General features: G+C 60.1%; 16 protein-coding genes. 10 read left to right on the top strand and 6 right to left on the bottom strand.

Features of this window, described 5'->3' with window-relative positions:
* Positions 1-6: 6 nt before the first annotated feature.
* The 7 genes from recN (at position 7) to rfbA (ending at position 8,466) form a co-directional block, all read left to right on the top strand.
* Positions 7-1,674 carry a DNA repair protein RecN gene (gene recN, locus HK107_RS10620; RefSeq protein WP_173199554.1) on the top strand — a complete coding sequence of 556 codons (1,668 nt, stop codon included), beginning with the start codon at positions 7-9 and terminating at the stop codon, positions 1,672-1,674.
* The gene (gene ligA / locus HK107_RS10615; protein ID WP_332871542.1) at positions 1,671-3,815 is read left to right on the top strand and encodes an NAD-dependent DNA ligase LigA; all 2,145 of its coding nucleotides are present in this window, start codon (positions 1,671-1,673) and stop codon (positions 3,813-3,815) included. The genes recN and ligA overlap by 4 nt, the downstream gene beginning before the upstream one ends.
* Positions 3,816-3,877: 62 nt before the next feature.
* Positions 3,878-5,023 carry a saccharopine dehydrogenase family protein gene (locus HK107_RS10610; protein ID WP_173199552.1) on the top strand — a complete coding sequence of 382 codons (1,146 nt, stop codon included), beginning with the start codon at positions 3,878-3,880 and terminating at the stop codon, positions 5,021-5,023.
* A 67-nt stretch (positions 5,024-5,090) separates the two neighbouring features.
* Positions 5,091-5,651 carry a dTDP-4-dehydrorhamnose 3,5-epimerase gene (gene rfbC / locus HK107_RS10605; protein ID WP_173199549.1) on the top strand — a complete coding sequence of 187 codons (561 nt, stop codon included), beginning with the start codon at positions 5,091-5,093 and terminating at the stop codon, positions 5,649-5,651.
* Positions 5,652-5,654: 3 nt separating this feature from the next.
* Positions 5,655-6,710, top strand: coding sequence for a dTDP-glucose 4,6-dehydratase (rfbB, locus tag HK107_RS10600; RefSeq protein ID WP_173199547.1), 1,056 nt, complete (start codon positions 5,655-5,657; stop codon positions 6,708-6,710).
* A complete protein-coding gene (rfbD, locus tag HK107_RS10595) occupies positions 6,707-7,597 on the top strand; it encodes a dTDP-4-dehydrorhamnose reductase (protein WP_198912391.1) in 891 nt (296 codons plus the stop codon). Before rfbB ends, rfbD begins: the two co-directional genes overlap by 4 nt.
* A gap of 2 nt (positions 7,598-7,599) precedes the next feature.
* Entirely contained in the window at positions 7,600-8,466 is an 867-nt protein-coding gene (gene rfbA / locus HK107_RS10590) for a glucose-1-phosphate thymidylyltransferase RfbA (protein ID WP_173199545.1), read from the top strand.
* On the opposite strand, the gene HK107_RS10585 is transcribed toward rfbA, so the two are convergent.
* The 5 genes from HK107_RS10585 to HK107_RS10565 are packed head-to-tail and all read right to left on the bottom strand — an operon-like array spanning position 8,467 to position 14,966.
* Positions 8,467-10,482, bottom strand: coding sequence for a capsular polysaccharide biosynthesis protein (locus HK107_RS10585; protein WP_173199542.1), 2,016 nt, complete (start codon positions 10,480-10,482; stop codon positions 8,467-8,469).
* Between the two features lie 60 nt (positions 10,483-10,542).
* Positions 10,543-12,264, bottom strand: coding sequence for a polysaccharide biosynthesis/export family protein (locus HK107_RS10580; protein WP_173199540.1), 1,722 nt, complete (start codon positions 12,262-12,264; stop codon positions 10,543-10,545).
* Complete coding sequence (locus tag HK107_RS10575) at positions 12,254-13,435, bottom strand: hypothetical protein (RefSeq protein ID WP_173199538.1); 1,182 nt, start codon at positions 13,433-13,435, stop codon at positions 12,254-12,256. Before HK107_RS10575 ends, HK107_RS10580 begins: the two co-directional genes overlap by 11 nt.
* Positions 13,436-13,449: 14 nt before the next feature.
* Positions 13,450-14,148 carry an ABC transporter ATP-binding protein gene (locus tag HK107_RS10570; RefSeq protein ID WP_173199536.1) on the bottom strand — a complete coding sequence of 233 codons (699 nt, stop codon included), beginning with the start codon at positions 14,146-14,148 and terminating at the stop codon, positions 13,450-13,452.
* Complete coding sequence (locus HK107_RS10565) at positions 14,145-14,966, bottom strand: ABC transporter permease (RefSeq protein ID WP_173199534.1); 822 nt, start codon at positions 14,964-14,966, stop codon at positions 14,145-14,147. Before HK107_RS10565 ends, HK107_RS10570 begins: the two co-directional genes overlap by 4 nt.
* A gap of 498 nt (positions 14,967-15,464) precedes the next feature.
* Here HK107_RS10565 and HK107_RS10560 point away from each other — a divergent pair, with 498 nt between their 5' ends.
* From HK107_RS10560 to HK107_RS10550, 3 genes are read left to right on the top strand one after another with little or no spacing between them, the layout of a single operon-like run.
* Positions 15,465-18,158 carry a glycosyltransferase gene (locus HK107_RS10560; protein ID WP_173199532.1) on the top strand — a complete coding sequence of 898 codons (2,694 nt, stop codon included), beginning with the start codon at positions 15,465-15,467 and terminating at the stop codon, positions 18,156-18,158.
* Positions 18,043-18,963, top strand: a complete 921-nt coding sequence (locus HK107_RS10555) for a Stf0 family sulfotransferase (protein WP_332871541.1) — start codon at positions 18,043-18,045, stop codon at positions 18,961-18,963. The genes HK107_RS10560 and HK107_RS10555 overlap by 116 nt, the downstream gene beginning before the upstream one ends.
* The gene (locus HK107_RS10550; RefSeq protein ID WP_173199528.1) at positions 18,963-20,075 is read left to right on the top strand and encodes a hypothetical protein; all 1,113 of its coding nucleotides are present in this window, start codon (positions 18,963-18,965) and stop codon (positions 20,073-20,075) included. The genes HK107_RS10555 and HK107_RS10550 overlap by 1 nt, the downstream gene beginning before the upstream one ends.
* On the opposite strand, the gene HK107_RS10545 is transcribed toward HK107_RS10550, so the two are convergent.
* On the bottom strand, positions 20,072-21,181 hold the full coding sequence (locus tag HK107_RS10545) for a hypothetical protein (protein ID WP_173199526.1): 1,110 nt from the start codon (positions 21,179-21,181) through the stop codon (positions 20,072-20,074). The genes HK107_RS10550 and HK107_RS10545 overlap by 4 nt on opposite strands.
* Positions 21,182-21,193: the final 12 nt, after the last annotated feature.

Below are 21,193 nucleotides of genomic sequence, written 5' to 3'. Positions count from 1 at the left end.
TGAAGTATGCTGATCGAGCTGACCATTCAGGACATTGTGCTGATCGACCGCCTGACCTTGAGGTTGGGCGGCGGTCTTTCCGCGCTCACTGGTGAGACGGGGGCGGGGAAGTCGATCCTGCTCGATTCGCTGGGGCTCGCTGTGGGCGGCAAGGCGGACAAGGGCCTTGTTCGTGCTGGCCAGGATCGGGGCGTGGTCACAGCTGTGTTCGAGGCGGGCGAAGGACATGCGGTCTGGGGCCTTCTCGATGAGGCGGGTATCCCGACGGAGGACGACCTCATCATCCTGCGCCGCCAGCAGAATGCGGACGGGAAATCCCGCGCCTTCATCAACGACCAGACGGTACCCGTCAGTGTGCTGAGACGGATCGGCCAGAGCCTGATCGAAGTGCATGGCCAGCATGAGAGCCACGGCTTCATGGATGAAGCGCTGCACCGGGACCTGCTCGATGACTTTTCGGGTGTGGCGAAGGAGCGCGAGGCGGTACGCCGGGCATGGGGCGATCTGCGCGCCATCCGCTCGGACATTGAGGAGCGCGAGGCGCAGCAGGAAGCGGCCCTGCGTGAGGCGGACTACCTGCGGCACGTGTCCGAGGAGCTTGAGAGGCTCAGCCCTCAGGCCGGGGAAGAGGCCGAGCTGGCCGAGCGCCGGGCGGTGCTGATGGCGGCGGAGAAGGTCTCCGAAGAGCTGTCAGCTGCGATCGGTGCGCTGGGTGATGACGGGCTTGAGGCGAGGCTATCCTCAGCAGCCGGACGGATCGAGCGCGCAGCGGAGCGGCTGGGGGAAGAGGCGGCTGCGCCTCTCCTGAAAGCGGCTCAGCGGCTCGATGGCGCGATGGCGGAATTCGCTGATGCGCGGGGCGCTGTTCTCGATGCGGCGGATGCGTTTGTCATGGATGAGGCGGCGCTGGAGGAGACCGAGGAGCGGCTCTTCGCACTGCGTGCGGCGGGGCGGAAGTATGGGCGCCAGCCTGATGGGCTCCATGCGTATGCGGAGGAGGTTTCGCAGCAGCTCGATCTTCTCGATGAAGGCGAAGCGAGCTTTTCCGAACTGCGGGCGCGGGAGAAGCTGGCTGCCGAAAGCTACGGCAAATCCGCCGCGAGTCTCAGCGCCAAACGGCAGAAGGCTGCTGCGAAGTTTTCGAAGGCCGTGATGGCCGAGCTCAAGCCGCTGAAGCTGGACAAGGCGCAGTTCAGGGTCGCGGTGACGCCTGATGCCCCTGCGGGGGCTGGGGGTACGGATCACGTGCTGTTCGAGGTCTCGACCAACCCCGGCGCGCCGTTCGGCCCCCTCAAGCAGATCGCGTCCGGCGGTGAGCTGTCACGGTTCGTCCTTGCGCTGAAGACTGTCCTGACGGCGAAGGATGGCCGGTCGGTAATTGTCTTTGACGAGGTGGACTCCGGCGTGGGCGGCGCGGTGGCTGACGCCATCGGTGAGCGCTTGGCGAAGATCGCTTCGGATGCTCAGACGCTGGTGGTGACCCACTCGCCTCAGGTTGCTGCGCGTGCCCTGATCCATTTCAAGGTCGAGAAGTCCGGCAAGACGCGGGTCAAAACGGATGTCCGCAGGCTGAGCGATGAGGAGCGTCGCGAGGAGATTGCGCGTATGCTCTCCGGCGCAACCGTGACTGACGAAGCGCGCGCCGCTGCGACCAAGCTATTGGAGGCTGCGTGAGCGGCAAGACCCTGAACGAGAAAGAAGCCGCCAAGCGGCTTGAAGACATCGCGGCGGAAATGGCACGCGCCGACATCGCCTACGAAGAGGCAGATCCGATCATGACCGACGCAGAGTATGACGCTCTGCGTACGGAGAACCTCGCGCTTGAGGAGCAGTTCCCCAAGCTGAAGCGGGCGGACAGCCCTTCGGAAAAGGTAGGCAGCGCGCCAACTGGACGCTTCTCCAAGGTGCGCCACGCAAGGCCGATGCTGAGCCTCGACAATGCGTTCACGGACGAAGACGTCCATGACTTCGTCGCACGGGTCAGGCGGTTTCTTGGTCTCTCCGAAGACGAATCTGTTGCGCTCATGGCGGAGCCGAAGATCGACGGTCTCTCCGCGAACCTTCGCTATGAAAAGGGCGAGCTGGTCCTTGGCTCGACGCGCGGTGACGGTTCGGTCGGCGAGGATGTGTCCGCCAACCTGCGCACTGTCGATGACATTCCGCATACGGTGAAGAAAGCGCCTGACGTGCTGGAGGTCCGCGGCGAAGTCTACATGTCCAAGACGGACTTTGCTGCGATGAACGAGGGGTTCGAGGAGGCTGGCGAGAAGGTTTTCGCCAACCCTCGCAACGCCGCTGCGGGGTCCCTGCGCCAGAAGGATGTGGAGGTCACGGCGAGCCGCCCCCTGGCGTTCTTCACCCACGGTCTCGGTGAGATGTCCGCGCCTCTCGCCGAGACTTTTTCGGGCACGGTGGAAGCGCTCGAAAAGCTCGGCTTCCCGCCGAACCCGCTCGCGAAGCTTTGTCAGTCCGCTGATGAAGCGCTGGAGCACTACCGCCTGATCGAGGAGCAGCGCGCGAGCCTCGACTATGACATCGACGGCGTTGTCTACAAGGTCGACCGCCTCGACTGGCAGGAGCGCTTGGGCTCTGTCGGCCGTGCGCCGCGGTGGGCCATTGCGCACAAGTTTCCTGCTGAAAAGGCGACGACCGTCCTTGAGCGGATCGATATTCAGGTTGGACGGACTGGCGCCCTGACGCCGACGGCGCGGCTTCAGCCTGTCACGGTGGGCGGCGTGGTCGTGTCGAACGCGACGCTCCACAATCAAGACGAGATCGAGCGTCTGGATGTCCGCGAGGGCGATACTGTCGAAATCCAGAGGGCAGGGGATGTCATCCCGCAAGTCCTGCGCGTGATCGAAGAGAAGCGGCCGAAAGGTGCGAAACCCTACCAGTTTCCCGAGACGTGTCCGGCCTGCGGTTCAGACGCCGTCCGTGAGCTGAACGAGCGGACGGGCGAGCGAGACGTGGTGCGCCGTTGCACGGGCGGCCTGATCTGCCCGGCGCAGCAGAAGGAGCGTCTGAAGCACTTCGTCTCTAAGGCCGGGCTTGATATTGACGGGCTCGGCGAGCGTCAGGTTGCCGATTTTGTCGAGCTTGGTCTCGTGAAGGAGCCTGCCGACATATTCACGCTTCGGGCGCGCGAGGATGAGGGTTCCTTCAATGACGGGGACGGACGGTCCCCGCTCAAGAGTTACAAGAAAAAGGCCGTGGGCGGCGAAACGGTGCTCACGGATGAAGTGACGAACCAGAAGAGCCTCGACAACCTTTTTGCCTCGATCGACGCGGCACGGACCCGGCCTCTGGGCAAGGTGATCGCGGCCCTCGGCATTCGCCATGTGGGGCAGATCACGGCTGGGCTGCTGGCCCAGCGTTTCTCTTCGCCAAAAGCCTTCATGGCGCTGGGGATCGGCCTTCAGGAGGAAGAAGGTCCTGCGCGTGCGGAGCTGATCTCCATCGACGGGCTCGGCGAGACGGTGGCGGATGCGCTGCGCGACTTCTTCGCTGAGGAGCGCAACCGCGGGGTGCTTGACCGGCTGTTTGCTGAAACCGAGCCTGAAGCTCCGCAGCAGGCCGCCGATGACGGGCCGCTTTCCGGCAAGAGCATCGTCTTCACCGGCACGCTCCACGAGATGACGCGCGACGAGGCCAAGGCGCTCGCGGCGAGGCTCGGTGCTCGCGTGGTGAGCTCTGTGTCGAAGAAGACGGATATCGTCGTGGCTGGAGAGAAGGCTGGCTCGAAAGAGAAAAAGGCGCGCGAGCTTGAGCTGACGGTCTGGGACGAGGCCGCGTGGATGAAGGTGGCCAGGGGCTGATCCGCCCCCTTGCTTCCGGTCCTCAAAACCCGCACCCCGACAGGCAAAAGAGGAGACGCCTTATGGCTAAGGAATTCGACATCGTCGTCTATGGCGCCAGTGGTTTCACGGGTCGCCTGGTCGCTGAGTATCTCGGTAAAACAGGGCACAAGAGCTTCGCCATGGCGGGCCGCAACGAGGCCAAGCTGGCCGAGGTCCGCGATGAGCTGGGGATCGACGCGCCGCTGGTCGTCGCCGACGGCGAGGACGACGCTGCTCTCAAGAAGATGGCTGAGAGCGCCAAGACGATCGTGACATTGGTCGGGCCCTATCAGCTCTATGGTGAGAAGCTGCTCAAGGCCTGCATCGACGCCGGCACCGACTATGCCGACCTCTGCGGCGAGCCTGCCTGGATGGCCGCGAAGATCCGCGAAGCCCATGACGCAGCCAAGGCCAGCGGGTCGCGCATTGTCTTCTCCTGCGGGTTCGATTCGATCCCGTCCGACCTCGGCGTCCTGCACGTCCAGAACAAGGCCAAGGCCGGCGCTGGTGCTCCCGCCGAGCGCGTGAAGCTGTTGGTCCGGGCCATGAAGGGCACCTTCTCAGGCGGTACGGCCGCGAGCTTCAAGGCCACGATGGCGGCGGCCTTCAAGGATCCACAGGTGCTCAAGGACCTCAAGAACCCGTTCTCCCTCTGCCCGGGTTTCAAGGGCCCGATGCAGCCGAACGGTATGGAAGTCCGCTACGACGAGGCCGAGAAGACCTGGCTCGCGCCCTTCATCATGGCGTCGATCAACACGAAGAACGTCCATCGAACCAACTACCTGACCGGCCACAGCTACGGCGAAGAGTTGGTGTATGACGAGATGGTCCCGACGGGCGATGGCGATGAGGGCAAGGCGCGTGCTGAAGCGATGGCTACTGACAAGTCGATGGCCAGCGACGACGGACCGAAGCCTGGCGAAGGACCCTCGAAGGAAGAGCGCGAGAACGGCCTCTTCGAGCTGGCTCTGATCGGCACGACGAAGGACGGCCAGCGCTTCGAGAGCGTCGTGAAAGGCGACAAGGACCCCGGCTACGGCTCCACGTCGAAGATGATCTCGGAGACCGCAAACTGCCTCAATGAGGACAGGCCTGAAGGCGAGGGCGGGATCCTCACCCCTGCCGCGGCGCTTGGCGAAGACCTCCTGAAGCGCCTCCATGCGAAAGCTGGCGTAACCTTCGCCTGATTTTTTCACGGAAGGGGCTTGTGCATCGCAGCAGGTGCCTTAGGCCTTGCGAGGGGAGATCAGCAACATGTTCACACGCCTTGCCATTCCCGATGTTATCCTCGTCGAACCCAAGCGGTTCGGCGACCATCGCGGCTTCTTCTCCGAGACTTTCCATGCGGATCGCTATGATGATGCGGGGATCAAGGGGCCGTTCGTTCAGGACAACCACTCGCTGAGCCGCGATCAGGGGGTCCTGCGCGGCCTTCACTTCCAGATCGCTCCATCGCCCCAGGGCAAGCTTGTCCGCTGTACGGCAGGGAAGATCCTGGATGTGGCGGTCGACATCCGAAAAGGTTCGCCGACCTTCGGCCAGCACGTCTCTGCCGAGCTGACGGCGGACAATGGCCACCAGCTCTGGGTGCCGGTGGGTTTTGCGCACGGCTTCGTCACCCTGACCCCCGACACGGAAGTTCAGTACAAGGTGACGGGCTATTACGACCCGAACGCCGATCGCGGCCTTGCATGGGACGACCCGGCGCTCGGCATCGACTGGGGCCTTGGCGGCAGCCAGCCTGTCCTCTCTGACAAAGACACCAAGCATCCGACGCTCGCGGAGCTTCCCGAACACTTCACCTACGAGGGCTGACCCATGAAGATCATCGTCACCGGCGGCGCAGGGTTCATCGGTTCGGCGGTCATCCGCCACCTGATCGCCGACACCGACGCCGAGGTCGTGAACGTCGACAAGCTCACCTATGCTGCGAACCTAGACACGCTGAAAAGCGTCGATCAGGACCCGCGCTACAAGTTTCTCCAGCTCGATATCTGCGACGCCGCGGCGATGCAGAAACTCTTTGCCGATGAGAGGCCCACCCACGTGATGCACCTCGCGGCGGAGAGCCATGTGGACCGCTCGATCTCGGGCAGCCAGGCTTTCATCGAGACCAACATCATGGGGACCTACCAGCTTCTCGAAGCAGCGCGCGGCTACTGGAACGAGCTCGGTGATCCGGAGAAGGAAGCGTTCCGCTTCCACCATATCTCGACCGACGAAGTCTACGGATCACTGGGTGCAGAAGGGCTGTTCCACGAGACCACGGCCTATGATCCGTCGTCGCCCTATTCGGCGTCGAAGGCGGCTTCGGACCACCTCGCCATGGCATGGCATAGAACCTATGGCCTGCCGGTCGTGCTGTCGAACTGCTCGAACAATTACGGGCCGTTCCAGTTCCCCGAAAAGCTCATGCCACTGATGATCCTCAACGCCAAGGAGGGCAAAGAGCTGCCCGTCTATGGCGATGGTCAGAACATCCGCGACTGGCTCCACGTCGATGACCATGCGCGCGCGCTCTACATGATCCTGACGAAGGGCCGTCTTGGCGAGGGCTATAATGTCGGCGGCAGGAACGAGCGAACGAACCTGCAGGTCGTGCACACGATTTGTGATGCGCTCGATGAGAAGCTGCAGGCCAACACCCCTCGCCGTGAGCTAATCAAATTCGTTCAAGACCGCCCCGGTCACGACCAGCGCTACGCCATCGACGCGACGAAGCTCGAAGATGAGCTTGGCTGGAAGGCGCAGTACAATTTCGACACAGGCATCGCCCAGACGATCGACTGGTATCTCGCCAACGAGGAATGGTGGGCACCCCTCAGGGCCAAGGTCTATGACGGCAAGCGTCTCGGCCTGATCGACAAGAAATGAGTGTGCTGAAGATCCTCGTTGCCGGTCGCTCTGGCCAGGTCGCCCGCTCGCTAGCCGAAGCCGCGGAAGGGCGCGATGACGTGAAACTCGTCTGCCTCGGCAGGCCTGACCTCGACATTGCCGACCGTGCCAGTGTCGACGCAGCGCTCGCCCGCGAGAAGCCTGACGTCCTGATCAATGCTGCGGCCTACACCGCTGTCGATCAGGCAGAGCAGGACCGTGAAGCCGCCTATGCCGGCAACGAGACAGGGCCACGCCATCTGGCGGAGGCTTCGGCGGCGCAGGGCATCCCGATCATTCATATCTCTACGGACTACGTCTTCAACGGCGAAGGCGAGCGTCCCTACGTCGAGAGCGATCCGACTGACCCGCTGGGCGTCTATGGCGCGTCGAAGCTAGCGGGTGAGATGGCAGTAGCGGATGCGAACCCGGAGCACCTGATCCTCAGGACGGCTTGGGTTTACGGTGCTTACGGAAAGAACTTCCTCAAGACCATGCTGCGGGTGGCTGATGGACGCGATGAGCTGTCCGTCGTTGCCGATCAGAGCGGCGCGCCGACCAGCTCTCACGACATCGCCGAGGCGCTCCTGAAGCTCGCTCCGAAGATGAAGGATGGCGCTGCTTTCGGCACCTACCACATGGCCGCGAGCGGTGAGGGGGTCTGGGCCGACTTCACCCAGGCCATCTTCGAGGCGAGCGCCGAGGCTGGTGGGCCTACGGCCAGCGTCACGCGAATTCCGTCATCGGACTATCCGACCCCGGCCAAGCGGCCGACCTATTCCGTTCTCAATTCCAGCGCCCTCGAGGAGGCCTTCGGCGTCCGCCTCCCGGATTGGCGCGAACCCGTGCCGGGGATCGTCCGGCGCGTTCTTCAGGAGACTGACTGACCATGAAGGGCATCATCCTTGCAGGCGGGCACGGCACGCGCCTCTACCCGATCACCCGCGCAATCTCGAAGCAGCTGTTGCCTGTTTACGACAAGCCTATGGTCTATCATCCGATCACGACGCTTATGCTCGCAGGCATTCGCGACATCCTCCTGATTGCGACGCCTGAGATGATGGACCTCTATAAGCAGCTTCTCGGTGACGGTTCGCAGTGGGGTGTGCGCTTCGAATACGCCATTCAGGACGAGCCGCGCGGCCTCGCCGAGGCCTTCATTATCGGCGAAGATTTCGTAGGCGGACAGCCCTGCGCCCTCGCACTCGGCGACAACATGTTCTACGGCGCTGGCCTGTCGGGCGAGCTCCAGAAGGCTGGAAAAATCGAGGACGGCGCTGTCGTCTTCGCCTACCGCGTGCCCGACCCAGAGGCCTTCGGCGTGGTCGAAATCGACGCGGACGGGAAGGCTCTCTCGATCGAGGAAAAGCCGAAGAACCCCAAGAGCGACTGGGCAGTCACCGGCCTCTATTTCTACGACAAGGACGTCACCGAGATCGCGAAGAACGTGAAGCCTTCCGCGCGCGGAGAGCTTGAGATCACATCGATCAATGACGAATACCTCCAGCGCGGTACGCTGAACGTCAGCCAGCTTGCGCGCGGCACGGCCTGGCTCGACGCAGGCACCTTCGACGGCCTTCTGCAGGCCAGCCAGTTTGTGCAAACGCTTGAGGCGCGCCAGCGGTTCAAGATCGCCTGCCCTGAAGAGGTGGCATTCCGCAAAGGCTTCATCACGAAGGACGCGCTGCTCAAGCTCGCGGACGCCTTCAAGAACGACTACAAGACCTATCTCCACGACGTCGCCGAGCACGGCTGATTATCTGAGATAGTCCGGTGCAGTCCTGAGCTTTCGCCAGAGGCGGAGCGCAGCGCGTGCTCCGGGGACGGAAGGCTTCGCGGGCCCTGATCCGGCGAGTAGTTCGATGACGTCTTCCGGGCCGCAAGGCACAAAGGTCTTGGGGCTGACATAGTGCGGATAGGCAACGAGGCTGAGATAGACGAGCTCTTCGATTGAGCGTTGGCATCCGCGCCGCGGCATCTCGGCATCGTCTTCGGTGAGGCCCCACCCGGCATAAAAGGGGGCGCCGTAAGTACGTACAGCCTTGCCGCGGATCAGTGCCTCGAACCCCATGAGCGACGTCATGGTGTGAAGCTCATCGCAGGCGTCGATGGCGTCCGCGGGGTGCACGTCGCTCAGAACGTGGTCGGCGATCTCTTCAGCATCGGGAACATGACCCGGCCTGCCGGCCTGTTCTACATCCGGGTGCGGTTTGTAGAGGATCAGGGCGTCCGGTTGCGCTTCACGCGCGGAGAGAAGAAGGCCCCTGTTGGTTCGGACCTCGCCTGCGCCTCGCAGGATCGAGGCGTCATTCTCCACCTGGCCAGGAACGAGAATGACTGGGCGGCCGTCCCGCTCGATACCGGGGAGGGAGCCGCCGACATTGTACTTGCTGACGCGGGTATCCTTCAGGAGGCGGAGGATGTTGGCCCCGCGCCGCTTCTCACGCTCCGTCAAGTCACGCTCGCGCAGCATGGTTTCGAGGTCGCTGAGTCGCGACGGGTCGAAGTAGATCCCCTGCTCGTCAAAGACGAGGGACGCGGGGCGGATCAAATCAGCGCCGAGACCCGCCGAGCGCAGGAACCCGTCCTCCACAAACAACCGCTCGCGCTCTGCCCACTGACGGTCTGCCGCTTCATCCTTGATCGCCCGTGATGCCCAAACCCCTTCGCGCGCCGAGGGTGCATCGCTGGGCGCGATCTTAGGCACGATGCTGAGATCTCCGGCAGGCTCCACGAACGGCGCGATGTGGCTGCGCTTCAGCTTCTGCACGCCGTGGAGGGATAGGCCGCTCCGGAAGACGCTGGCCTGCTTTCGTTGCGCTTCGATGAAGTGCCCCAGCTCCGCGACGGTCGCCTGTCTCTCAAGGGATGGCGACCAATAGCGTCCATACTCTCCGTAGACGGCCTGGCAGAGTTGGGAGAGTGTCGGCCTCGCCGTTCTTCTGCTGACGGGCTGCACATCTTCGGTCAGGCCCCAGCCTCCGAAGAAGGGGGTGCCGAAGCAGCTGACGTCCGCTCCGGCGATCAGCGCTTCTAGCCCTGCGTTCGACGAGACCACGTAGACGCGGCTCGCACGCTCCGCATACGTCATCCAGTTTCCGCGATGGGGCAGGGTGGTGAGACCGTGGCGCTTGGCCAGCTCGCCGAGATGGCCTGTTCGTCCGCCTACGCCGTCATAGGGGTGGAGCTTGACCGCGACGCGCGAGGCGCCGTGGACGTCGATGGCAGCGGTCAGCATGCGCTCGAAATCTTCAGCCTTCGCGAGGCCACCCGCGATGGAAAGGTCGCCTGCGATCTGGTCGACGACGATGGCGTCGTAATCGAGCCCGTCCGGCACGCCCTCCATGGCTTCGGAGCCTAACGGGTTGAACTTTGAAATACCCAACTCGCGGATGAGCGGCACGAGGTTCGTCGTAGCGGGGTGGTCTGCGCTCGCCGCGATCAGCTCCTCAACGAAGGATGGTTGCGAAGCGTCGTAATAGATCCCGACCGGGTCGACCGCGAGGCCCAGAAGGCCAAAGCGTTTCTCATCGCCGCCAACCTTGGCGATAAAAGCGTCTTCGAGGGCGAGATAGGGCTTGCCAAGATCTTCCGCCCTCTGACGGCCATCACCCTTAAGGCCCCAGCCAGCGATGGCGTCGCAGCCGCCGACCATGCCGAAACTGAACGCGACGTCCGGGCCCATGAGCTCGGCAAGCCGCTTCCGCCGTCGCCAGACCCCTGGGGCGACGATCCCGATGCGCAGCGCTCCGTCTGCTGGCTTTCCGAGCATGCCGCAAAGCCTGACCCGCCACGGGGCAGAGGCATCTCTCCCGCGATCAGCCACCCGCCGCTAGAGGCGCGCGACCGTCGCGGTCGACAGGGCGAGTTGGAAGATGATCTGTGTGATGTCCTTCGCGAGGACGAAGGCATTACCGCCCGTCTTCGGCAGCACGAGGATCTGGTCACCAGCCTCCGGGATGTGCCTTGAGCCAACGCGGAGGGCAGCACCCGATCGCTTGATGAGGACGAACTCGCGCTTGTTGGCTTGAGACTGGAAGCCGCCTGCGCGCTCGACATAGTCACCCACACGCTCGCGACGACCAGCGACGAATGCGCCGGGAGACATGACTTCGCCAGCGACTAGGATCACGTCGGTCTTGTCCGGGATGACGACAACATCGCCATCCTCAAGCGCAAGGTCGTTGAGCTGACCGTTCTCCATCACCGTGATGGTGCCTGCAGGCTCGGCACGCCGGGCGCGGCTGACGAAGGCAGAGATGGCGCTCGCCTGTGCGCGGTTGAGAGCTGCGGCTTCGTTGCTGATCGACGTCGCAAGGTAGGCGCTGCGCTCGAGCCGCGCGAGAGAACTTTCAAGAGCTGCCTTCTGCTGTTCGGCAACGGACAGGCGGTTCACGTGAATCGAGTTCGGATCAACGAGGTTCGTGTCGAGGCTCATAAGCGAGAGGAGCTCGGACAGCTTGGCCTTGCGGGGCAGTATGTAGACCGCCTCGACGTCCGGCGAGGTCGTCTGGACTGCGACGGCAATATCGTCACCGAAGGCATTCGAGCTGAACCGGACATTATCCGCCGTCTGAAGTGGGAAGGACCTGAACTGGTCGAGGGTGAAGTAGCGCTTGAACGGCTCACGATCGCGGGTGCCGGTCAGGGTCACGTTGGTCACCGACACGTCGGGCCTGACCAGATCGATCAGCGCACCGCCCGTACGGGTGCCGAGCATCTCATAGGCGAAGGGCGCGCTGACGTCGCCAGAGGCCGAGACCACAGGACCGCGCTGGGTGACGAAGATCACGTCGCCTGAGCGGAGGTCGATGTCCGGCTCCTGGCCGGAGAGTAGGAACGCGTAGAGATCGGTACGCGCGACCAGCTCACCATTCCGCATCACGCGAATGTCGCGATAGCTGCCGCGCTCCTGGTGCGGACCGCCTGCGAGACCGAGGAAATAAAGAACGTCGTCGTTCGATCCGCCGATGTAGCGGCCGGGCCGCGGGACATCGCCGGACACGTAGATGGAGACGGTCCCAGGCGTAAGGAGCGTGGCGTAGACCCGAACATTGTCTGTGAACGTCCGACGAACGGCCTGTTCGATAGTAGACTGCAGCCCCGCCACGCGGCGGCCTGCAAGATTTACGGGACCGACCTCGGGAATAAAGAGAAAGCCATTGGCGTCGATATCGCTGACAATATCCGCGTTGTACGCACCGAACGCTCTGACCGCGATCCGGTCGCCGGTCATTAGCTGGTAGCTGGAGTCTGCCGCCGAGCGTGAGGCTGCGGGCGGACGGTTGAAGAGCTGTGAGCCAAACATCGGCAAGTTCGCGTCTTCGGAAAACTCCGAAAGCAGATCGAATGCCCGTTCCTCAGCCGCCGCTTCGCCCTGTTGCGAGGCGACACCCTGCTGGATCAAGACACCCTGCTGCGTCGCCTGCTGGGTACGTTGCTCCAGAGCCTGACGCTGGGACGCCGACAGGCCGCCCAGCGGATTGGTCTGCGCAAAGGCGGAGCCCAGCGCGACAGACAGCGCAAAGAGAAGGCCGAGAAGCCTAGCGGTCATGGTCGTTGATCCCGGCGATCGTATAATTGACGACACCGTAGGCGAGGATCGACAGGATCATGGCCAGGCAGAAGCGGGCGAACCTTCTTGGCTCGGTCGCGACGGTCGGCATGGTCGGGGCAACGATAGGCACAACGAAACGCTCTCTCTGATTCGCCAGCTGACGTGCACTGTCCAGTGACGCCATGGCGGCAGTCAGGCGAGTTTCTGCATATTCGCGGTCGATGACCAGCCCCTCATATTCGCGGAGGAGGGCGGCCAGCGTATCGTCCTCAGAGCTTGATGCGAGCGATGCTCGTCGCTCGGCAGCCTGGCGCTCGAGGCTCGAGATCTGCGCTTCAATCGAGCGGACCTGCGGTGCATCTGCGCGGTTAATCGCCAGCTGCGAGGCGAGCTGTGACTTGAGGAGCGTGATGTCCGCGTCGAGGGCGATGAGGGCAGAGACCTCGGCAGCACCCGTCGCTGCGGGATCCAGCTCACCGGACGTGTTCCGGAACGAAGCCATCGCCAGGCGGATGTCGGTGACGTCGCCCTGGGCGATTTCGACCTGGGTGCGAGCGTCATCAAGCGTCGCCTCACGCACACGCTCGGAGAGGTCGTTGACGTAATTCTCGCTGAACCGAACAATATCGCCGGCCATATCGTAGGCGGATTGCGCCGTGTAGGACTGGACCCGAACGCGCAGAATGCTTGCTTCGCGGTCGAGAAAGACATCGATCCTGTTGCGGTAGAAGGTGAGGAAATCCTCGCTCGATGCGGAACGGGGCAAACGGTTGAGAGGATCGATGCGAAACCTCGCATAGAGCGACCTGAGGTCGTTCTCCTGGTTCAGGTTCTCCAACATCTGCGGAGACTGGATGTACTCGCGAACTGCGACGCTCTCCGAGATTCCACCGGTCCCGGAATTGGGGATGAAGGTCGATAGAAGCGACGACGAAGCCGGGCCTGAGTCTTTCCCGCGGATCGAGAACTGGGTCTCCGCCACATAGACCGGCGGGTGGATCAACCCGAAGTACAGCCCGAACAGCACGAAGCAGGTTCCAAAGAAGCTCGCGAAGGGACGCTTCTTCACGAACGCCAGAGCTTCCGCGCGGGTCATGCTCGGCCGCTGCAGGCCTGGCAGCCTCTGGTGCGTCACCTGATCGCTGGTGCTGTCTATGTTGCCGTGCATGGGTTGGCTCTCATTCATTCTTCAACGCGCTGCCACTCACCGCCGAGGAGCGCCTTTTCGTACGCTTTAATCGTCTTATGGACCCGAGTCGAAAGAACCGGCTCATCCTCCACGCCAAGAACGATGACGCGGTTGCAGAGACGGTCGATCGCCTGAAGCCCGTGATTGACCATGATAAAGGACCGGGTCTCCGCCACTTCCAGAAGCGCAGCCTCGCACTTCTTCCTGAAAACCGCATCTCCGACAGCCGTCACCTCATCAATGAGGAGGCAGTCAAAGTCGATCGCCATTGAGAGAGAGAAGCCGAGGCGGGCTTTCATGCCTGACGAGTATGTTCGAACCGGCTCCTCAAGATATGAGCCTAGCTCGGAGAAGCGTGAAACGAAATCGACTACCTCATCCACCTCACGGTTGTAGACGCGAGCGCAAAATTTCACGTTCGCTCGACCCGACATCGCGGGCTGCAAATGACCGCTGAACCCGACTGGCCAAGACACGCTCATGTCTTTTTCGATCAGGCCTGTGTCAGGTAGCTCTGCTCCTCCGACGATCCGTAATAGCGTGGATTTCCCGGCGCCATTTCGGCCCAGAATGCCCAACCTGTCCCTCGGCGAAAGACTGAAGGAGACGTTTCGCAGCACTTGGTTCCAGCCCACTTTCGTTTTGTAGGACTTCGATACATTCTTGACGCTGAGGAATTTGGCATTCGTCATGAGAATTTTATCCCGCGACGGGTGCGGCGTTCGAGATAAAGTCCGACGGCGAGGAGGGGCAGGGCGATTGAAAATGTATATGTCAAATCAAGGACAGGCGACGTGTAGACCTCAAACCAACCTTGCCGGATCCCCTCGATTGGGTGGAGCATAGGGTTCCATCGAATATACGGGTAAAGCCATGAGGGTAGCATTGTCGCGGTGAAAAGGACTCCCGATACGAAAAACCCTATTCTGTTTACGGGTTGCAGAAAGTTCATGGCGAACGGGAAGTAGGTCAGGATCGCGCCCATTGCTAAGCCGAGCGACAGGCCAAAGGTACCAGCAGCGGCGAAACTTGCGAGAACCAATATTGGATCGTTGGGAAGTGTAGCATCTTCTATAATTGCTGCTATCGCAACACCGACAACAAAGAATGATACTGTCGTCAGCGTCTCTACTACAGCCCTACTTGCCATGACGTCGAGCCGTGTCACTGGCTGATGCATCATCAAAGATCGATTTGCTGCCTCGCCATTCGCAATCGAGCTAACCATCGTCTGATAGTAACCGTAGCTGAACCAACCGGTCACCAAAAACATCAGGATCGGAATGTCACCGGTCTCACGCGACCGGATCGTCGAAAATAGAAAAAAGAGAACCATTATGGAGATGATCGGGTTCGCGATGGCCCAAAGATAGCCGAGCCGAGAATTTCCATAGCGCGAATTGAGCTCGCGAAGGATGAGGGCGTTTACCACGCGCGACGAGATAGAAAATGAGTTGCCGAACATCGCTTTTTTCTCACGGCTTATTTGCCGGAATTGCGTGACCGGCATCTTGAGGCAGCAGGCTGCCTTAGAGCAGGCTGGAGCGGGTTGTGGCCCATGCGGCGTCAAAGTTGGCTTTCTATCGAAAAAGAAAGAGAGGTAACATAGCTGCGAGACTCACGGCTTCTAGAGCTACGAACCGAGACCAAAGTTGACAACCTCTCCATGACTCAATCACCAAGATTCCAAATGCGCGCCCTCTTCGGGAAGGGCGCCCTGTTCGCCACGACAGGAGACGTGCCGCCAGAGCCCTTCGAGCTGCGTGAGGGCGGTCAGAAGATAGCGGACGTCGACTGGCAATCAGGCGAGGAAGATCTCGCCACTGTGGTCTGGAATTGGGAGAGACTACGCGACGGTGAGCTGCAGCTCGTGGACCCGCTAGGTGTCATACATGTCGTTAGATCGCGCCGTGGCGATAAGGTAGGGACCCTAGATAGGGTCGCTTCAGGCCGAGCGTTCGGGTGGACGATGCTCCTCGGGGAGCCTGACAGGACTTCAACTGAGCTGATGATGGATGGCAAGGTTGTCGCCACCTTCGTGAGCAATCGTCTGCGATCTGATCTCGAAGTACTCTCGTTTAGCAACGGGCTCGACGGGTTTGAAATTCCGCTTCCAGAGCAAGCGTTCGATGGAGAACCTCATCGATTTCAACTTTCACACAACGGTTCGCCTTTCGGCGCTGAGCTTGAGTGGAAGTACGATTACGTCGTTAGAGTGACTGACTGGAGCGATGGCAGAGTTGAAGGGGTCGCTTTCGATCCCAAGGGTAGGGACCTCGGCCTTACTCTGGCCCTTGTGACCGATTTGGGACAGACATCTCGTCAGTTTACTTCAGAATCGTCCGAAACAGATGGCCTTGCCGCCGCGCAATTTTCCTTCAGTGTGCATCCTGACGTGCGAGCGGTTCGTATTGGAGACCAGGCCGCTCCGATTTCACAGAGGCACCTCTTTGAGAAACCGTCTCTCTCAGGCGAGATCGATCACTTGCGAGAGGCGTACCGTCTTCTGGACTGCGAGGGTAACGAGCGAGGCGCTGAAGCGTTAGCAGAAACACTCAGAACCCTCAGGATCAAAAGAGGCGGAACGAGCAGGCATCCAGGGGAGCCCTTCCCTCGAATCAAACCTACAGAATCGATCTCCATCATCATCCCGGTTTATCGGGGGCTCGCAGCTACGGAAGCGTGTATCGACAGCGTCTTGTCGTTCTCTCCCGTAGGAACGCGCGTCATCCTTGTGAATGACGCAAGTCCCGAGGAGGAGATGGCCGAGCTTCTCTCCCGAAAGAGCGAGCGAGATAGCGTCGTTCTCATGACGAACGAAACCAACCTTGGGTTTCCCGGCGCGGTCAACGTCGGGATCGAGGCTGCCGGTGGCGACGACGTCGTAGTGCTCAACTCGGATACTGAGGTCGCGGAAGGTTGGCTCGATGCCATGAGGGCAGATGCGAATGCGCTCGGCCGGTTTGGATCGCTGACGCCGCTTTCGAACAATGCGACAATCTTGAGCTATCCGAGGGGAGCCGGGGAATTCGAGTTTTCAGCCGATGGCATCGCCCGCTTGAGCGCTGCGCTGGCGAAGATTGCGGCTAAGCCCGTCAAAATCCCGGTCGGGGTCGGTTTCTGCATGCTCATCTCTAGAGAAGCGCTGAATGCGGTTGGATGGTTTAGCCTTGAATGGGGCAGGGGGTATGGCGAGGAAGTCGATTGGTGCTTACGCGCTGCTGACCTTGGGTTCTTTAGTTACTGCTCAGCGCGTGCTTTCGTGCACCACGAGGGAAGCGTTTCATTCGGCGACAAGGAGCGAGAGAACCTTACTCGGGCTGCAGGAAAACGCATAGATGCTCTCTACCCTGAGTTCCGAGAGTCAGTTGAGCTGTTTCAGAGAAAGGATCCGCTCGGCAATGTGCGTCATCAGCTTGACCAGCTTAGGCTTAGGGAAGGCCAAGGACGGTTAGTGGTTCACATCACCCATGGCCTGGGGGGAGGGACAGACAAGGTCATTCAAGACATTGAAAGCCATCCTCTTTCCATCGGGGATTGCCACTTAAGGCTTTCGCCAGCTCTGCGGCACGATGTCTATTCCCCGGCTTGGACAGACTGTATCCTATCTTCAGCAGACGGAGCTTACAACGACTGGTGGTCTGCAGAAGATCTCGTCGCGATGTTCGCGGAGCTTTCGAAAGAACGCCCGTTTGCCGTTCATATTCACTCCACTGTTGGTTGGCCTCTTCCTCTGGTGTCGTCAATTGTCAGTGGTCTGCAGTCTTTGGCTTCCCGGCGTGTGGCGACAATCCACGATCAAGCATCGTTCTGTCCGCGGGTCTCCATGGTACCGAGCGGTCTCGGCCACTGCGGTGAACCCTCGATCGAGACCTGCGAAGGGTGCATCAGCGACCTCTCCTTCCGGCATCCTGTAGATCAAGACTTTCTTGCCCGGTTTGGCGTTCAAGGGTGGCGCGAGGCTCATCGAAGCTTGATAGAAGCCTCCGATCTCGTGGTCGCTCCGTCCAACTCGGCCGCTCGTCTTATCCAAACCCATCTTGGCGTCGACTGCGTTGAAGTGCTTCCTCATCTCGAAGAGCAAAAAAGCTACAAAGTGCAGTGGCCGAAGCCGTCGGACAAGCCACTGACCCTGGGCGTTGTCGGGGGCATAAACATCGAAAAAGGTTTCGCCAATCTTCTGACCCTGGCCAAACACGCACGGGCCGAAAGGCTTCCCTTTCGTCTCGTCGTGATCGGCCACACCATGAATGACGATTTGCTGCGCGCTGCTGATCCATCCATCGTGATCTCAGGCCGGTACGTTCAGGAGGACTTGGGAGGACTCCTTAAAAAGTATGAGATTGGTCTCGGTCTTCTTCCGAACATGTGCCCGGAGACTTACAGCTTCACACTGTCAGAGCTCTGGCGGCATGGCTTGCCTGTGGCAGTCTCGTCTTTGGGAGCACTCGCCGAGCGGGTAGGGAAGTTTGAGGGCAGTGGTCTCATATTCGGCCATGAATCGAGCGCTGGCGAAGTTTTCTCCGTAATTCGAGAGGCAGTACATGAGGCCGACGGGGGCTCGGTCTCCTTTGAGGCAGGGGGAGATGCGGCCGAGCCTTCAGTCCTTTACGGAACCGCTGATTCCGCTACGTCCTTGTTTGCCGGAGGTAAGATCGAAGACACCAAGACCGGTGTACGATGGCCATGGTCCAAGAAATAAGAAAGCCCTGTCTATGAGCGGCCAAGCCCTTAGTTCCAACATTCGCGATACAGACATTACGAACAGAAGCGAGAAGGGATTCGATGTTCAACCTGACAAAAGGTACCTGATCTTCTTTACACCGAGATCTGGAAGCTCTTGGATGACCGACGTTGTGACACAAACCGATGTCCTCGGAAGTCCCGGCGAATACTTCAATCCTAACTTTGTCGCGAGTATCGCAAAGACTATTAGATCAAACGAGCCCCAAGATTACGTCCGCAGATTGATGGCTAGGAAGAAGACTAAGAACGGAGTCTTTGGAGCAGAGATCACATTTTTTCAGTACCGCACGGTAGATGGAGTAGATCTCTTCGAGGCAATCTCTCCAAAATGCGTATTCGTGCTCACGCGAAAGAACATTATCGCGCAGGGTATCTCACTTTACCGCGCAGTGACCAGTGGCGTGTTCCACGATGTGAAGGGTCGCGAGACGCCGGAACCGAAAGGTGTCCCGTATGATTCCATCGCGATTCAGAATTGGATCAACCACATACGCGATCAGGAAGAAGGGACCGACCAGCTTCTGCGTGCAAGAGGAGTCTCGCCGATACATCTCACCTACGAAGCTCTCGCGGGACAAGCACAGAAGGCCATCGATGCGATCAGCGTGCCTGTCCTGGGTCACTCAACCGAGGCGAAGAGCGTGGAGGAAAACCACCGTCGGCTAGCGAACAAGGATGGGATCGATATGGAGGGGCGCTTCCGGGAGGAAAACGGCCGATTCATCGAAGCACTCGAGCAACGAGGCCGGATCACCCGCTGATGAAGCTCGCCGCGATTTTTGTTCGCTATAAGCAATGGCTTCAGCTTGGCCTCCTCATGCGAGAAGCGCTACGCGAAGATTTTGACAAAGTCCTGTTCGTCGGCCCACCCGCGTTCGTGCGAAAGCTGAGGGCCACTAAGGCCTTGGACGAAACCGAAATCATCCATGTCCTTGAGCTCTCGAATGTTCTTTGTACTGAGCGCTGCTCAGAGTTCCACCTCCTCGTTCAGCATAGCCTGTCGGGTATGCGAGACTTTGATGTGTGTCGTGAGGCCCTTGGAGACGTCGAGGCCGAGCAGTTCCTATGGTTTTATCCAGACGGAATGACGAACAATTGTGAGGATACCGAAACTGTTCTCGCTGGAGCTGAAAAGTCTAGTTTTCAGCTTGGGTCGGATATCGCTTTTGATCGTATCGAGTCGACATCCGGTTTCTGTCCGATCACTCCGCGAATACGCATAATTCGTCATGCTGACTATCAGCAGGGGCAAGAACTGACACTAGCGAACCTCGAAGCACAAAAGTTGGTCGATGGCCTTGATCTTGAAGACGGTGTTTCCGTCATTGTCCTTATACTCCGTCCTTGGGAGGACGAAGCCTTTCTTGATGGGAAGCTGCGCTCTTTGGGAGCTAAGTTTCCCGTCGCCGCCGCGCTCGTCGATCTAATTTATAAGTACACTGAGAACATTGGCCCGTGTCGGCTACTCATTCGTCCGGACGACCGCGGGCTTGCCTCCTCTTTGGAGATAGCGAGCGATGTTCAAGCTCAGATCAGTGATCGAATGCGCGTCGATGTAATCGATCAAGCGCCTTGGTGGATGACCTTTGAGCCAATTTTCAAGGTGCTCCTGGAGGAGATCGGTGATCGAAGGGTTCACGTCCTCGGGATGGACTCGACGTTCTCACTTCCGTTTCTGTTTCAGGGTCGCGGCGCTGGCCACGTTTTCGGGGTCCCATCAATTAAGGACGAAGATGGCAAGATGCTTCCAAATCGAGCAATTCTCGAGAAGCTTTTCATGCTGAACGCTCGAGCGACTGGCGCTGCTTCTCTATGGGTGCGCTATGAACGAGAGCCTCATTTCGTGGCGTTCCGTAGACGAATAAATGCCTAGTTGGATACTTTTACAAATGAGGGATCGAGAAGCTCGACTGTGTCTGGCGTATCTCTCCGAATGTATCGCACGTGCCGCTCGAGGTTTCGCACGCGTGCAGCGGTCCCTTTAGCGAACTCCTCGTCCCCGCTTGCCGCGAGCGCGCTGTCCGGTAGGCCTAAATAGTGCGTGCGACCCTTGCGGACCTCAAGGAAGGGTAAGGATGCCGTGGAGTCGAGCGATGCCACGATAAATGGTGGTCCGAGAGCATCATCAGGAAGAGACAGAAGCAGCGGTTCCAACGTCATCCATTCTGGCCAGACTTCTTCGGGAAAGACTATGCTCTCTTGCTTCAGTCGATCTCTGAGGTGTTCAACGACGCGCGCCATAAACTCCGGAGCTCGATTATCAGGGCGCAGAATAACTGTCCGCGCGACGCCTTCATGCCGGTTGATGGCGTCGACGAGCTTTTGCATCATGCGAGATGCAGTCTCCACAGGATCATCCAAAAGGAACTTCCCGCTGTGAAAAGTACTACTCCCCCAGGGCCGCATGACCAGCAGAAGCGCTCCATTTTCGCCAACAGAGGGCGTGATCATTTCAAGCGCTCGCTTAGCAGATGAAGAAGCGACATCATGCTGCATCAATGCTTGCAGATGCGATGCGGAGAGGACCTCAATGTCAAAATCTGGAAGGTGGTCGAGAGCCTTTTCGTTCACCCGGTCGAAAAAGATAATCGAGCCGGGTCGCAACGAATGCTGGCGTTTGAGAAAGTCAGCAATCGCCTCTTTGTGGACCAGAAAGTTCGTGAAGCCATCTGCGAAGAATGAAACTGAAATCTTCTCGAAGCCGTGGACTTCGAGCGTTTCCTCGAGTTCCGTTACGCTATCGGCGTGATGATGAGTGATGAGCTCTACGGATTTGCTCTCATCGGCTTCTGCGCGAAGCTCCGTCAGCAAAACAAAGTCGGTTCCGTGCTCCAGACCCCACGCCGATAATACCTTTGCCACCGAGGCCCGACAGACGATCCGACAGTCCTCGCCATCCGCCGTCCTCTTATCTCGAATGGCGAGGACGACTGAAATCCAGTGGTAGTAGCGCAGGTAAACGTAGCTTCGCGCCGTCATTGGTGAAGTCCG

It is taken from the genome of Parvularcula mediterranea (genome assembly GCF_013085255.1).
Classification (GTDB): Bacteria; Pseudomonadota; Alphaproteobacteria; order Caulobacterales; family Parvularculaceae; genus Parvularcula; species Parvularcula mediterranea.
Note: the sequence above shows the minus strand (reverse complement) of the source record. Positions and strands in the feature narration are given on the sequence as shown.